Below are 14324 nucleotides of genomic sequence, written 5' to 3' on the forward strand. Positions count from 1 at the left end.
CATGAATAATTTGCGCTTGAGGAATATACAGTAACCGCCAATTATGGATGTGTAAACATCTGGACGTCTAAATACTAAAAATTCCATAAGGGGCATATAATGACAATTCTTAATCACACCCTCGGTTTTCCTCGCGTTGGCCTGCGTCGCGAGCTGAAAAAAGCACAAGAAAGTTATTGGGCGGGGAACTCCACGCGTGAAGAATTACTGGCGGTGGGGCGTGAATTGCGTGCCCGTCACTGGGATCAACAAAAGCAGGCCGGTATCGACTTGCTGCCGGTGGGCGACTTTGCCTGGTACGATCATGTTCTGACCACCAGCCTGTTGCTGGGTAACGTTCCGGCGCGTCATCAGAACAAAGATGGTTCTGTAGATATCGACACCCTTTTCCGTATTGGTCGTGGACGTGCGCCAACTGGCGAACCTGCGGCGGCGGCGGAAATGACCAAATGGTTTAACACCAACTATCACTACATGGTGCCGGAGTTCGTTAAAGGGCAGCAATTCAAACTGACCTGGACGCAGTTGCTGGATGAAGTGGATGAGGCGCAGGCGCGGGGCCACAAGGTGAAGCCTGTGCTACTGGGGCCGGTCACCTACCTGTGGCTGGGCAAAGTGAAAGGTGAACAGTTTGATCGCCTGAGTCTGCTGAATGACATTCTGCCGGTTTATCAGCAAGTTCTGGCGGAACTGGCAAAACGTGGCATTGAGTGGGTACAGATCGACGAACCGGCGCTGGTACTGGAACTGCCGCAGGCGTGGCTGGACGCGTATAAACCTGCTTACGATGCACTGCAGGGGCAGGTGAAACTGCTGTTGACCACCTATTTTGAAGGTGTAACACCGAACCTCGACACGATTACTGCGCTGCCTGTTCAGGGTCTGCATGTCGACCTCGTACATGGCAAAGATGATGTAGCAGAACTACACAAGCGCCTGCCTTCTGACTGGCTGCTGTCTGCCGGACTGGTCAATGGTCGTAACGTCTGGCGCGCCGATCTCACCGAGAAATATGCGCAAATTAAGGACATTGTCGGTAAACGTGATTTATGGGTGGCATCTTCCTGCTCACTGCTTCATAGCCCTATCGACCTGAGCGTGGAAACGCGCCTTGATGCAGAAGTGAAAAGCTGGTTTGCCTTCGCCCTGCAAAAATGTCATGAACTGGCACTGCTACGCGATGCGTTGAACAGTGGTGACACGGCAGCTCTGACAGAGTGGAGCGCACCGATTCAGGCGCGCCGTCACTCAACCCGCGTACATAATCCGGCGGTAGAAAAACGTCTGGCAGCCATTACCGCCCAGGACAGTCAGCGTGCGAATGTCTATGAAGTGCGTGCTGAAGCCCAGCGTGCGCGTTTTAAACTGCCCGCATGGCCGACCACCACGATTGGTTCCTTCCCGCAAACCACGGAAATTCGTACCCTGCGTCTGGATTTCAAAAAGGGCAATCTTGACGCCAACAACTACCGCACGGGTATTGCGGAACATATCAAGCAGGCCATTGTTGAGCAGGAACGTTTGGGATTGGATGTGCTGGTGCACGGCGAAGCTGAACGTAACGACATGGTGGAATACTTTGGCGAGCATCTCGACGGTTTTGTCTTCACACAAAACGGTTGGGTACAGAGCTACGGTTCCCGCTGCGTTAAGCCGCCGATTGTCATTGGTGACGTTAGCCGTCCGGCGCCGATTACCGTTGAGTGGGCAAAGTATGCGCAATCGCTGACTGACAAACCGGTGAAAGGGATGCTGACGGGGCCGGTGACGATTCTCTGCTGGTCGTTCCCGCGTGAAGATGTCAGCCGTGAAACCATCGCTAAACAGATCGCTTTGGCGCTGCGTGATGAAGTGGCGGATCTGGAAGCCGCTGGAATTGGCATCATCCAGATTGACGAACCGGCACTGCGCGAAGGTTTACCGCTGCGTCGCAGCGACTGGGATGCCTATCTCCAGTGGGGCGTAGAGGCCTTCCGTATCAACGCCGCCGTGGCGAAGGATGAAACGCAAATTCACACCCACATGTGTTATTGCGAGTTCAACGACATCATGGATTCGATTGCGGCGCTGGACGCAGACGTCATTACCATTGAAACCTCGCGTTCCGACATGGAGTTGCTGGAGTCGTTTGAAGAGTTTGATTATCCGAATGAAATCGGTCCTGGCGTCTATGACATTCATTCGCCAAACGTACCGAGCGTGGAATGGATTGAATCCCTGCTGAAGAAAGCGGCACAACGTATTCCGGCAGAGCGCCTGTGGGTCAACCCGGACTGCGGCCTGAAAACGCGTGGTTGGCCAGAAACCCGCGCGGCACTGGCGAACATGGTGCAGGCGGCGCAGAACTTGCGTCGGGGGTGATGAGTATTAACGAGTCACTGTAAATTGCAGTACGATGATGGCTTCCAGCACTGGAAGCCATTTTGCTATGTGTGCCTGGTATTAAGTGGATCTTCAGGAGCAGAAAATTAATTGCGGATTTCTTAAATACTCAATGCACCACTGACAGGCTTTGCCCATACCATCGGAACGAGCGGCAAGAAATAACTTGGTGGCGTGTTTATGTTCGCGCATCGGCTTTTTCAGTAATTTACCGCTATTTAATAACGGCAATGCCAGATGATGTGGAATATAACCAATACCGACGTTTTGTTCTATTAAGGCGATTGCCGTAGTGAAGTCAGGAACAAAAATGGGTTTTTGTCCTTCCAGTAGCCAGGCTTGCATCGGGGGGAAATTAACGGAGGTGTCGCGGATACAAACCGCCGGATAATGACGCAATTCACTGTTTTCTAATGGATGCCGCTTCGCTGCCAGTGGGTGGAGTGGGCTGACGACAAAATCCCATTCCATTTGTCCGACCGGTTCGCTAATGATGCCTTCACTGCTTGGCACTGCATGAGGAGCACCGTAGACCAGATCGGCACGCTTACTGTACAGCGCATCCCAGCAGCCGTTGTATACCTCAAGATCTACCGTCAGTGTTGTTGATGTGAATTGCCGTTCAAAATCTCGAATGAATGCCACCAGCAAATCACCAGGAATAATATTGTTCACCGCAATTGTCAGTTCACGTTCAATACCATCGTGAATCAGCACTGTGTTGCGCTTTAATGCTTCCAGGTCGCCCAGAATAGTTTTGCTATGTTCGATGAAGTAACTCCCGGCCGGAGATAATTCAATATAGCGTCCCTTACGAATGAACAGTTCAACGCCCAGACTCTCTTCCGCTTTCTTAATGGTGTAGCTGATGGCGGAAGGAACTTTATTTAACTGCTCGGCTGCGGTGGTAATGCTCTGGTGTCTGGCGACCAGATGAATAACACGAAGCGTTTCGTCTGAGATGAACATAAGGCTCCCTGGTCAGTGGTAAAGTGGCTGAATCACTCCAGATTCAGCCGTAATCATTGCTTGAGTATACCCAGGAATTAGCGGTGTTGACTTACCCGACTGAGAATCGCATACGCGATGCATGCCACCAGAATAGAGTCCACCGAAGGGATCGTCGTCAGGGTGAATAAGCCTTTTACCGTCATAAAGCCAACCGCAGCGCCTATGATCCAGGCTGCGAATGTCAGCACTTTAATCTGTGACTCCTGGGCTAATACTGACTCTTGATAGCCATTACGGCGATAAAGGAAAAAGTCAGCGATATAAATTCCGGCAACGGGTGGCGTGGCGATACCGAGGAACAGTAGAAACGGAATAAACCACGCCATAATATCCAGACTGCCTACGATGGCGGAAAGGATACCCAGCGCCACGGTAATCTGCCATTTTGGAAAGCGGGTAAGCAGCGTGGAAACCACCAGCGTGCCCTGGAACATATTGCCCGCGTTACCGGTGACGCAGGCGAAAATCAATAACAGCGCCGCGGGCAGAACCGCACCGAATACCGCCATTGCACCCAGTAAAGATCCCTGACCGCTAATGGCGCTCGGCGTTGCACCCGCCCAGTAGAGCAGAGGGTAGGCAACCAGAAACGTCACGCCTGCGGCAATCAGCGCATGTTTGCGGTTATGCACAAAGCTACCGAAATCAGGCAGTGTGGCAACCAGTACAATAATCGTACCAACAACGGTGGAAACGGCGACACCCGTATTCATCTCCACTATCGCTGCTGGTGCTGCTACTTCGGTATGGGTTGCCACATAGAGGATGTAACACAGCACCAGCGCGATAACTGGCACGGCAATCTGGGCAATTTTTCCCAGAACGGCAAAACCAAATGCCGTAGAGGCGACAAAAATGACACAACCAAGCGCCACTAACAGTGCCAGTGGAACTTCCAGCCCATGCTGGGCCAGTAAGTCATGTACCGAATGACCAAACATATTGGCGGTAACGGCAATCCAACCGAACAGACTTATCGCCATCAAAATGTTAATGGCAATGGCTCCTTTTTCGCCAAACGAATATTTCACAATGCCATACGTTGGCAGGCGGGCTTTTTCTCCAACGCTAATGGTGATGGTAGAAAGTAAGGTCAGAATGACGCCGCCTAACAATACGACGCTAATTAAACTGCCGCTGGAAAGTTGATTGCCGAGGCTTGAGGATGACAACAGCACAGGTGTGACGGCAATACCCAGCAAAATCATGGCAATACGCAATCCTGATGCCGTATTCAGATTCTCTTCTTTTTTACGCATAGTATGTTCCCTTTATAAATGCGCGTTACACAGTATGAAAATGCCCGGTGTATTTGCGCCAGCTACCCAGTTCTGTAATTTCCCGTTGGCCTTCCGTCAGCCAGTTTTCTGCCAGTACGCCCAGCACTTCGCTACCATCGGCAAGTTTGATTTTGCCAATTGCCAGTCCGGCAGGTTCGCTCATTAATAGAGCGGCAAAACTGGCCAGTGGCAGTTGCCAAATTTCTACGTCGACGTGTGTTCCCCCTTCATTCACGCGAATCATTCCCGGATGGCGATCGTCAATACTCCACAACCGGTAATGGGCGTCAGTTCGGTCTTCACGGACAAAAATGCCGCCCGCTTTTTGCATATTTGGGTTGAGTTCCAGGCCGCGCATCAGCGTTCCGTTAACGGCTAAAAGTGTTGTAGTCATTGAGTTCTCCAGAGAATTAAAGGGTTATCCATGTGCCGCTCTGATGCGAAAGGGCTGCTTTTATGGTTTGCGGTGAAGTAATCAGGCCGCTGGCCTGTTTGCCTTGTTGCAGGCTGGTATTGATGAAATCAACAATGGCTTCCACTTTTGGTTGCATACTGCCGATACCAAATTGACCTTCCCGCAACAGCGTTTGTGCTTCGGCAACGCTGATAGCATCGAGCCACTGTTGTTGTGGTGTACCAAAGTTAATCGCCACTTTTTCTACACCGGTGGGGATCACCAGTAGATCCGCGGCCAACTGACTGGCGAGCAGCGCGGAGGCCAGATCTTTATCGATCACAGCTTCTACACCTTTCAGTTGTTGCCCGTCTCGCACCACCGGAATACCACCACCGCCGCAGGCAATGACCAGATATCCCTGGCGCACCAGATGAGCGATGGTGCCATGTTCAATAATTTCCAGTGGCGCAGGAGAGGGAACCGTACGCCGCCATCCGCGCCCGGCATCCTCCATCAGAGTCCAGCCGAGTTGTTGTTGGCGTTGTTGAGCCGTTACTTCATCGAGAAATGCGCCAATCGGTTTACTGGGGCTGGTGAAAGCATCGTCATGTGGGTTGACTCGCGTTTGTGTCACCAGCGCAATTACCGGTTTGTTTATGCCACGGCGAGCCAGTTCGTTATGCAGTGCCTTCTGGAACATGTAGCCAATAGCACCTTGTGTATCACCCACGGCGTAATCAAGCGGAACCGGAGAAACTTCGTTACTGGCAAGTTCTGAGCGGCGCAGAATAAAGCCCACCTGCGGCCCATTACCGTGGGTTAGCACCAGATCCCATCCGGCTTCAACCATATCAACGATATGCTGCACGCTTTCCATCACTGCAACATATTGATCGGGGATACTATTGTGCTGATCGTCTTGGATGAGCGCATTGCCGCCAACCGCGACAACAGCCAGAGGCTTAACCATGATGATTCTCCTTTGCGACGATCTCAGCCAGTGCACGTACAGCGGCGACAAAACAGGCCATTGGCGCAGTGGTGATCCCGGCACCAATTTGCCCGACCCCCGCTTGTTTGTGGGCGATACCCGTATTGATGACCGGTAAAATGCCGCGGTCGGTCACTTTACGCGCATCAATCCCTGCTGCGGTGGGGGCAAAATTGAGAGCCGGAAGTGTAAATGCGGGATTGCCGCCGAGGGTGATTGCCTGCATCCGGCGGCTGTTATTGGTGGCATCGGCAGGGGTGCCTCCCACAAATTTGACGATCGCCGGAGATGACGCCATCGCGAAGCCACCCACACCTGCGGTTTCGGTAATTGCGCTATCGCCCAGGTCAGCAGCGGCGTCGTCAACGCCAAATCCGGGGAAGAACAGACCTTCAACTGCATTGGCGGGAGCCTGGAACCAGCGATCGCCAGTACCGGAAAGCCGAATACCAAAATTCACCCCGTTACGCGCCATTACCGTAACCATTGAACTGAACGGTACATTGGCGGCGGCATCCATCATCGCTTTGCAGGCAGCCATCGACAGATTAAGGAAGAAGTGATCGTTACTGGTGATAAATGCCACGGCGCGCTGGATATGTTCTTGTGGAAGAGAGCTGGCCAGCAATGCCGGAAGAAGACGCTTAATCAGCAAACCGGTAGCAGCGGCATTGCGATTATGAACTTCATCCCCCATATGCAGCGCCTGCGCCATTAATGGCTTGAGTTCCAGCTCGCCGTGTTGTGCGATTGCTGCTTTCATTGCCGGAGCCAGCTCATCGCGCATCCAGGCCAGACGATTGAGAACTTCGTCGTTATTGGCACCAAAACGGAGAACCTTACCCAGACCTTCATTGAAATTGCTAAAAGTACGGTGGCCGTTGGTTTTGTTTTCTACCACCCATAACGGCATTGACGGGCTGATGATGCCTGCCATTGGGCCAACCGCGTGATAATGATGACAAGGGGCAAGGTCGATATCGCCTGCGGTTATCTGGTTTTCTGCATCTTGCTGGTTGGTGGCCCAACCTTCGTACAGCATGGCACCAATAATCGCTCCTTTTACCGGACCACACATCTCTTCCCAGGCAATCGGCGGACCAGAGTGCAAAATACGTTTTTGTTCAGCCATTGCTGGAATGGCCTCTTTAGCGAGCATGACATCCACCAGCACGGGTTGTGCTTCGAGATAACGTGTCATGGCGATTTGGTTGGCATTTTCTACCAGTGGATGACGTAGCAACGATGCCAGATCCAATCCAGCGTCAATATCGCCTTGTGCTGGTGGCTGCCAGTTGAGGGCAATTGCGCTTCCCCCGGCGTGTTGAATATTGTCAGCAAAACTGTGTAGTCCCGCGTTCACGACCTTCAAAGGCTGATTAAATAAGGTGTTCATGCGTTTAGCCCCTTTTTCTGCAACTGAGTCTGCGCAACGGTGCTGGCCCATAGCGCCGCCTGTGCATTACTGCTGGCGATGATGACGCCTGCGTTTTGCAGCGCACTTATCTGTTGGCTGCGTACTTGTGGATCAGCTTCTGTTCCGCAAACGTGCGCAATCAGCAACGGTGCGTTATTCATGTTGATGTGTGAAAGTTGCTCCAGTAATTCGCTGGCAGGCATAGCGGAAGCGCCATAACCAAGTACCAGGTCGAATAACACGACGGCAGTGTGTGAGTCGTTGAGTTCGTTGAGCAGACGTTGATTGCGCAGAGTCGGGTCGATCATTGGATGCGGTTTGCCACGGGTGAAATCATCGTCGCCCATATCGATCAGCGTGTGTTCTTCGCTTTGCCAGATATTTGCCAGTGTGCGATTACCCGCAACTGGCGTATTGGAGGCTGCGCTGAATCCCTTTTGTTGGCAGATAAGTTGCGCTTCGTAACAGAAGGTTCCTCCGGCGAAAACTCCGCGTATCGCCTGGCGATGGGCTGACAGATGTTGGCTGGCGTGTTCTAACATTGCGAGGTCGGCAGAGGAAACCTCTGTCTCAACAGCCGGAAGAGGCTGAGCATTTAGCAACGCCACGGCGATATCCGCAGCGCTGGCCAGCGTGGTGGCAGCGGTGATATTGGGGCGTGCCAGATCGTGCGGATTTGCACCGAGGAAATTCACTACCACGGGTTTTCCACAAGCCTCGGCACGCTCCAGAATATTTTGGGCAACGATGGGTGACGGCGGTTTTGAAATCAGCACAATCACGCGCGTTTCATCATCTTGCGCCAGTGCATCTAAAGCAAAGAGCATCGATATTCCACCAATCTCTTCATGGAGATCATGCCCACCTGTTCCCAGAGCCTGAGAAATGCCTGCTCCGAGCCGGTCGATTCGGCAAGTCACTTCCTGTAACCCGGTGCCGGATGCACCGATAACACCAATTGCTCCGCGTTTCACCACATTGGCGAAGCCTAACGGAATTCCGTTAACAATGGCGGTTCCACAGTCCGGCCCCATTACGATGCGCTGACGTTCCCGGGCTAGAGTTTTGATGGATTTTTCCTGCTCGATACTGACGTTATCGCTGAACATCATCACGTTCATTCCGAGGTTTAACGCTTTAATCGCTTCGGCGGCGGCGTAGTCTCCCGGTACAGAAATGAGTGCCAGGTTGGCTTCGGGTTCGGCTTCCAGTGCCATTTCCAGACTGACCTTTTCCGGTGTTTTAATGCCACTATCCGTTTCATCATCAGGCTTGCTGGTCAGACGTTGTTGGGCCAGCACCAGTGCTTCATTGCAAATCTCTTCTTCACCCATAACCGCGATCACTAAATCATTGGGGCTGGCGTTGATTTCGTCGCCCAGACCCGCATCGCGCAATTGTTCGAGATTATTGGGCGTTCCCATGACGACCGAGGCCTGTTGAATACCGGGCAACTTGCTGATTTGCGCGGAAATCTGCATCAGAGACACTGAGTCCTGATAAAGATTGCTGAAAACTTTATATTTAACTTTCATGCTGTTATGCCTGTTTCATTCCGCCCGATAGCAAAATTCGGGCAAAGCATCCCCGTGTAGCGCCATAAACGGGCTACGGGAGAAAAGGTTGAAATCAATTCATGGTGTTCAGGGTTCGAAAGCCATGCAGCATTCCTGCAAGGCAGTCCACTCCTGACGTTGCGCCAAATTGCATGACCCGTTCAGCACAAGATGCGATGGTCATTGCCGATGCGCCCCCAACCAGTTGTGCGAGTAACTGGCAAATCGGTTCTGAAAAATGTCCCTGAAGTGCACGCTCCAGATAATGACGACTAATATCCGTGGTGTTGTGTGCATGTTGGTTAATTGCCTGCTGCAACCGGTATTGATGATCGGCAAGTGGTGCAGGTAGTTGCCATAACCAGAGCGCCGCCAGATAGCCCAGCAAATAGTCATCACCATCGGGCGTTAAGCCTTTGCCAAAGCCGATCAGTTGTGGCACCTGGCGTTCCAGCGCATCTGGATGTTCCATAATCTCTAATCCCTCGTGCATGAGGCTATCCGGCAGGTGCAATGTGCTTTGAACGTTATGCTCCAGACAAAATAAAAGCCGTTGCGATGCCATTGTTGGGTAGTGCTGTAAAACCAAAGGGAACGCCTCAAGTGTCAACATTCCCCCCACAAATGGCGGCTGCCAGAGTGTTGTGTTATGAAGCACCACGTAAAAGCGAGGTGTTTGTAGCAAGCCAGGGGTTAACTGAACAGGATCTGAACGGGCGATCTCTCTTCGCCAGTCCCAACGCTCAGGCAGGATGACTCTGGCGGCATCAGGGAGATTCAGATACGTTTGCGCACACAGCAGGGTGATGAATGTTCCCGCTTCTGAAGACAGATTTACCGCATGCTTAAAAGCACTATGCAGACGTAAATTTTGCGTTTCATTCCGCGGAAAAAGATACCCCAACGACGATGCGCAAAGCGTAACCTGTACCATCGGTGTTAGCCTTCCAGACCTGCAATAATGGCTTTGGAATCAGTTACCCAACCGAAAATGGCACCTTGTGCTTTGATCATTTCCAGGGCGTATTTCTGGAATTCCGGGAAATAGGAGCCAACACAATCTTCCGGGATGATGCATTCATAGCCACGGTCATTTGCTTCGCGCACGGTGGTGGTTACGCAAACTTCGGTAGTCACACCACAAACAATCAGCGTCTTGATACCGTGGTTTTGCAAAATCAGATGTAAGTCGGTTTGATAAAAAGCGCCTTTGCCAGGTTTATCAATCACCGGTTCGCCTGCTACCGGGTACAGTTCAGGAATGATGTCATGACCTGCTTCACCTCTGACCAGAATGCGTCCCATCGGTCCTGGTTCACCAATAAAGGTTTTACCACCGCGTGTCAGTTTGGCTGGTGGGCAGTCGCTTAAGTCAGCGCGATGGCCTTCACGGGTATGAATAACCATAATTCCTTTTTGACGTGCGGCTGCCAGCACCTCTGTACATGGCGCGATAGCTGTGCGAACCAGTGAAACATCATTACCCAATGCCTCACCGAAGCCTCCTGCCTCGACAAAGTCACGCTGCATGTCGATCATGACCAGTGCAGTCGTACACGGATCAAAAGGTAATTCAAAGGGTTGGGCCTGAAAAATGGATTGCGTCATGGTAAATCTCCTGTCTGATGTTTAAACGATCCGGTTGTTCTGAGAGCGAGTATTCAGGAGAAAAGCGGTATAAAACAGGAAAAAAGTTTGCCGCACAGCAACGAAATTTTTGCATTCAGCAGGTGGTGTGATGACGAATGTGAAGGGGGTCAAATAGTGGCATACAGCAACAAATTTTTTGATGCTGTATGTTTTTGAGATTAAAAAAATCGTTGAAATTGTGTGAGCTTAATCATCAGATTTAGCGGCAATGGCGTTACTTTTTAACACCATACTGCGTAAACCATTCCAGCATTCGCTGCCAGCCGTCTTGCGCAGACTCGGCATGATAGCTCGGGCGATAATCGGCGTTGAATGCATGTCCGGCATCCGGGTAAACGATAATCTCCGCTTTCGCGTTCGCTGCCCGCAGCGCCTGGCGCATGGTTTCAACGCTCTCCTGCGGAATGCTGTTATCCTGACCGCCGTACAACCCGAGAACCGGGGCATTAAGGTCAGTCGCGATATCAACAGGCTGTTTCGGTGAATTTAATGTTTTGTCGCCCGTCAGTTTGCCATACCACGCTACTGCCGCTTTCAGTTGCGGGTTATGCGCGGCATACAGCCAGGCGATTCGCCCACCCCAGCAAAATCCAGTGATCATTAAGCGATGCACATCACCGCCATTGCGTGACGCCCAACTGGCGACGTGATCGAGATCGGCAAGCACCTGTGAGTCAGGTACTTTTTCTACCAGACCACTTAACAGCGTCGGGATGTCGGTGAAATCATTCGGATCGCCTTCGCGGAAGTAAAGTTCTGGTGCGATAGCCAGATACCCCTCCAGCGCCAGACGGCGACAAATGTCGCGGATATGTTCATGCACACCAAAAATTTCCTGCACTACAATGACCACAGGTAGTGGGCCATCGCTCTGCTTTGGACGAGCATGATAAGCAGGCATGTTATCCCCTTGTGAAGGGATAGAGGTGAACCCTGCCACAATCGTATCGTCCGGGGTATGAACAATTGTTGAGGCGAGGGGTGATGCAGCAGGTGCAAATCCGGATTGTTGTGTTGTTGTCATGGGATTCTCCGTACCCTTATGAAAATTTTGCGCAATGTTAACTATAGTCAGCGTGCAACAATTCACATTGCCTCAAATGGCTCATCTTTTAAGCAGCCTTACTGACTTAAGAGCAAATTATGTGATTTAAGTCACTTTTGATGAGTAAATGTATGCAACATATTTGCATCATAGTGATGATTATCACGAAAAAATGTTAATCCCTTCGGTAAAGTATCTTTTTGCTTCTTCTGACTAAACCGATTCACAGAGGAGTTGTATATGTCCAAGTCTGATGTTTTTCATCTCGGCCTCACTAAAAACGATTTACAAGGGGCTACGCTAGCCATCGTTCCTGGCGACCCGGATCGTGTGGAAAAGATCGCCGCGCTAATGGATAAGCCGGTTAAACTGGCATCTCACCGCGAATTCACCACCTGGCGTGCAGAGCTGGATGGTAAACCTGTTATCGTTTGTTCTACCGGTATCGGTGGTCCGTCGACTTCTATTGCCGTTGAAGAACTGGCACAGCTTGGCATTCGCACTTTCCTGCGTATCGGTACGACTGGCGCTATTCAGCCGCATATTAATGTTGGTGATGTACTGGTTACTACGGCGTCTGTTCGTCTGGATGGCGCGAGCCTGCATTTCGCACCGCTGGAATTCCCGGCAGTGGCTGATTTCGAATGTACTACCGCGCTGGTTGAAGCAGCGAAGTCTATTGGTGCAACCACTCACGTGGGTGTGACTGCCTCTTCTGACACTTTCTACCCGGGCCAGGAACGTTACGACACTTATTCTGGCCGTGTAGTCCGTCACTTTAAAGGCTCTATGGAAGAGTGGCAGGCGATGGGCGTAATGAATTATGAGATGGAATCTGCAACTCTGCTGACCATGTGTGCAAGCCAGGGCCTGCGTGCCGGTATGGTAGCTGGCGTTATTGTTAACCGCACCCAGCAAGAGATCCCGAATGCTGAGACGATGAAACAAACCGAAAGCCATGCGGTGAAAATCGTGGTGGAAGCGGCGCGTCGTCTGCTGTAATTCTCTTCTCCTGTCTGAAGGCCGATACGTTCGGCCTTTTGTATTTTTGCGTAGCGCCTCGCAGGAAATGCCTTTCCAACTGGACGTTTGTACAGCACAATTCTATTTTGTGCGGGTAAGTTGTTGCGTCAGGAGGCTTTGTGGATTTCTCAATCATTGTTTATGCCATTATTGCACTGGTCAGTGTGGCCATCGGCTGGCTGTTTGCCAGTTATCAACATGCACAGCAAAAAGCCGAGCAACTAGCCGAACGTGAAGAGATGGTTGCGGAGTTAAGTGCGGCAAAACAACAAATTACCCAAAGTGAGCACTGGCGTGAAGAGTGTGAACTACTCAATAACGAAGTGCGCAGCCTGCAAAGTATTAACACCTCGCTGGAGGCCGATCTGCGTGAAGTGACCACGCGGATGGAAGCCGCACAGCAACATGCTGACGATAAAATTCGCCAGATGATCAACAGCGAACAGCGTTTAAGCGAGCAGTTTGAAAACCTCGCTAACCGTATTTTTGAACACAGCAATCGCCGGGTTGATGAACAAAATCGCCAGAGTCTGAACAGCCTTTTGTCGCCGCTGCGTGAACAACTGGATGGTTTTCGCCGTCAGGTTCAGGACAGTTTTGGTAAAGAAGCACAAGAACGCCATACCCTGACCCACGAAATTCGCAATCTCCAACAACTCAACGCCCAAATGGCCCAGGAAGCAATCAACCTGACACGGGCGCTAAAAGGCGACAATAAAACCCAGGGTAACTGGGGCGAAGTGGTATTAACGCGAGTACTGGAGGCTTCCGGGTTGCGTGAGGGGTATGAATATGAAACCCAGGTCAGCATCGAAAATGACGCCCGCTCGCGGATGCAACCAGATGTCATCGTGCGCTTACCACAGGGGAAAGATGTGGTTATCGACGCCAAAATGACGCTGGTCGCGTATGAACGCTACTTCAATGCGGAAGACGACTACACCCGCGAAAGCGCATTGCAGGAACATATCGCGTCGGTGCGTAACCATATCCGCTTGTTGGGGCGTAAAGATTATCAGCAGCTTCCGGGGCTAAGAACCCTGGATTACGTGCTGATGTTTATCCCCGTCGAACCGGCATTCTTACTGGCGCTGGACAGGCAGCCGGAGCTAATCACCGAAGCGTTGAAAAACAATATTATGCTGGTTAGCCCCACCACGCTGCTGGTGGCGTTGCGTACTATCGCCAACCTGTGGCGTTATGAGCATCAAAGCCGTAACGCTCAGCAAATCGCTGATCGTGCCAGCAAGCTGTACGACAAAATGCGCCTGTTTGTTGATGATATGTCTGCGATTGGTCAAAGTCTGGATAAAGCGCAGGATAACTATCGCCAGGCGATGAAAAAACTTTCTTCAGGTCGCGGAAATGTGCTGGCGCAGGCAGAAGCGTTTCGTGGTTTAGGGGTAGAAATTAAACGCGAGATTAATCCGGATTTGGCCGATCAGGCGGTAAGCCAGGACGAAGAGTACCGATTGCGGTCGGTTCCGGAGCAGCCGAATGGTGAAGCTTATCAACGTGATGATGAATATAATCAGCAATCGCGTTAGCCCATTAGGGGTAGCTAAGCCGGGT

General features: G+C 51.5%; 12 protein-coding genes. 3 read left to right on the plus strand and 9 right to left on the minus strand.

Annotated elements, in window-relative coordinates; all coding sequences use genetic code 11:
• Positions 1 to 99: 99 nt before the first annotated feature.
• Positions 100 to 2361, plus strand: coding sequence for a 5-methyltetrahydropteroyltriglutamate--homocysteine S-methyltransferase (gene metE, locus A9587_RS15200; RefSeq protein WP_105263721.1), 2262 nt, complete (start codon positions 100 to 102; stop codon positions 2359 to 2361).
• A 93-nt stretch (positions 2362 to 2454) separates the two neighbouring features.
• Here the strand turns inward: metE and A9587_RS15205 are convergent, their stop codons facing one another.
• The 9 genes from A9587_RS15205 to A9587_RS15245 form a co-directional block, all read right to left on the minus strand.
• Positions 2455 to 3351 (minus strand): LysR substrate-binding domain-containing protein, encoded by an 897-nt coding sequence (locus tag A9587_RS15205; RefSeq protein ID WP_000470721.1) that lies wholly within the window; start codon positions 3349 to 3351, stop codon positions 2455 to 2457.
• 77 nt (positions 3352 to 3428) lie between these two features.
• On the minus strand, positions 3429 to 4652 hold the full coding sequence (locus A9587_RS15210) for a cytosine permease (RefSeq protein ID WP_001227359.1): 1224 nt from the start codon (positions 4650 to 4652) through the stop codon (positions 3429 to 3431).
• Positions 4653 to 4677: 25 nt separating this feature from the next.
• Complete coding sequence (locus A9587_RS15215; RefSeq protein WP_001517374.1) at positions 4678 to 5067, minus strand: allophanate hydrolase-related protein; 390 nt, start codon at positions 5065 to 5067, stop codon at positions 4678 to 4680.
• Positions 5068 to 5083: 16 nt separating this feature from the next.
• Positions 5084 to 6040: a carbamate kinase gene (arcC, locus tag A9587_RS15220; RefSeq protein ID WP_000240541.1), complete on the minus strand. Its 957-nt coding sequence runs from the start codon at positions 6038 to 6040 to the stop codon at positions 5084 to 5086.
• A complete protein-coding gene (locus A9587_RS15225) occupies positions 6033 to 7457 on the minus strand; it encodes a DUF1116 domain-containing protein (protein ID WP_024193619.1) in 1425 nt (474 codons plus the stop codon). The genes arcC and A9587_RS15225 overlap by 8 nt, the downstream gene beginning before the upstream one ends.
• The gene (fdrA, locus tag A9587_RS15230; RefSeq protein ID WP_105263722.1) at positions 7454 to 9013 is read right to left on the minus strand and encodes an acyl-CoA synthetase FdrA; all 1560 of its coding nucleotides are present in this window, start codon (positions 9011 to 9013) and stop codon (positions 7454 to 7456) included. Before fdrA ends, A9587_RS15225 begins: the two co-directional genes overlap by 4 nt.
• A 94-nt stretch (positions 9014 to 9107) precedes the next feature.
• Positions 9108 to 9968, minus strand: a complete 861-nt coding sequence (locus tag A9587_RS15235) for a DUF2877 domain-containing protein (RefSeq protein WP_016249452.1) — start codon at positions 9966 to 9968, stop codon at positions 9108 to 9110.
• 5 nt (positions 9969 to 9973) lie between these two features.
• Positions 9974 to 10642 (minus strand): cysteine hydrolase family protein, encoded by a 669-nt coding sequence (locus A9587_RS15240; protein ID WP_001517370.1) that lies wholly within the window; start codon positions 10640 to 10642, stop codon positions 9974 to 9976.
• 256 nt (positions 10643 to 10898) lie between these two features.
• Complete coding sequence (locus A9587_RS15245) at positions 10899 to 11708, minus strand: dienelactone hydrolase family protein (protein ID WP_010377425.1); 810 nt, start codon at positions 11706 to 11708, stop codon at positions 10899 to 10901.
• A gap of 261 nt (positions 11709 to 11969) precedes the next feature.
• On the opposite strand from A9587_RS15245, the gene udp reads away from it, so the two are divergent.
• Both udp and rmuC read left to right on the plus strand, forming a co-directional pair.
• Complete coding sequence (gene udp / locus A9587_RS15250; protein WP_000045177.1) at positions 11970 to 12731, plus strand: uridine phosphorylase; 762 nt, start codon at positions 11970 to 11972, stop codon at positions 12729 to 12731.
• Positions 12732 to 12871: 140 nt separating this feature from the next.
• Entirely contained in the window at positions 12872 to 14299 is a 1428-nt protein-coding gene (gene rmuC / locus A9587_RS15255; protein ID WP_000347690.1) for a DNA recombination protein RmuC, read from the plus strand.
• The last annotated feature ends 25 nt before the right edge of the window (positions 14300 to 14324 follow it).

Source organism: Escherichia sp. MOD1-EC6162 (genome assembly GCF_002965125.1).
Taxonomy (GTDB): domain Bacteria; phylum Pseudomonadota; class Gammaproteobacteria; order Enterobacterales; family Enterobacteriaceae; genus Escherichia; species Escherichia marmotae.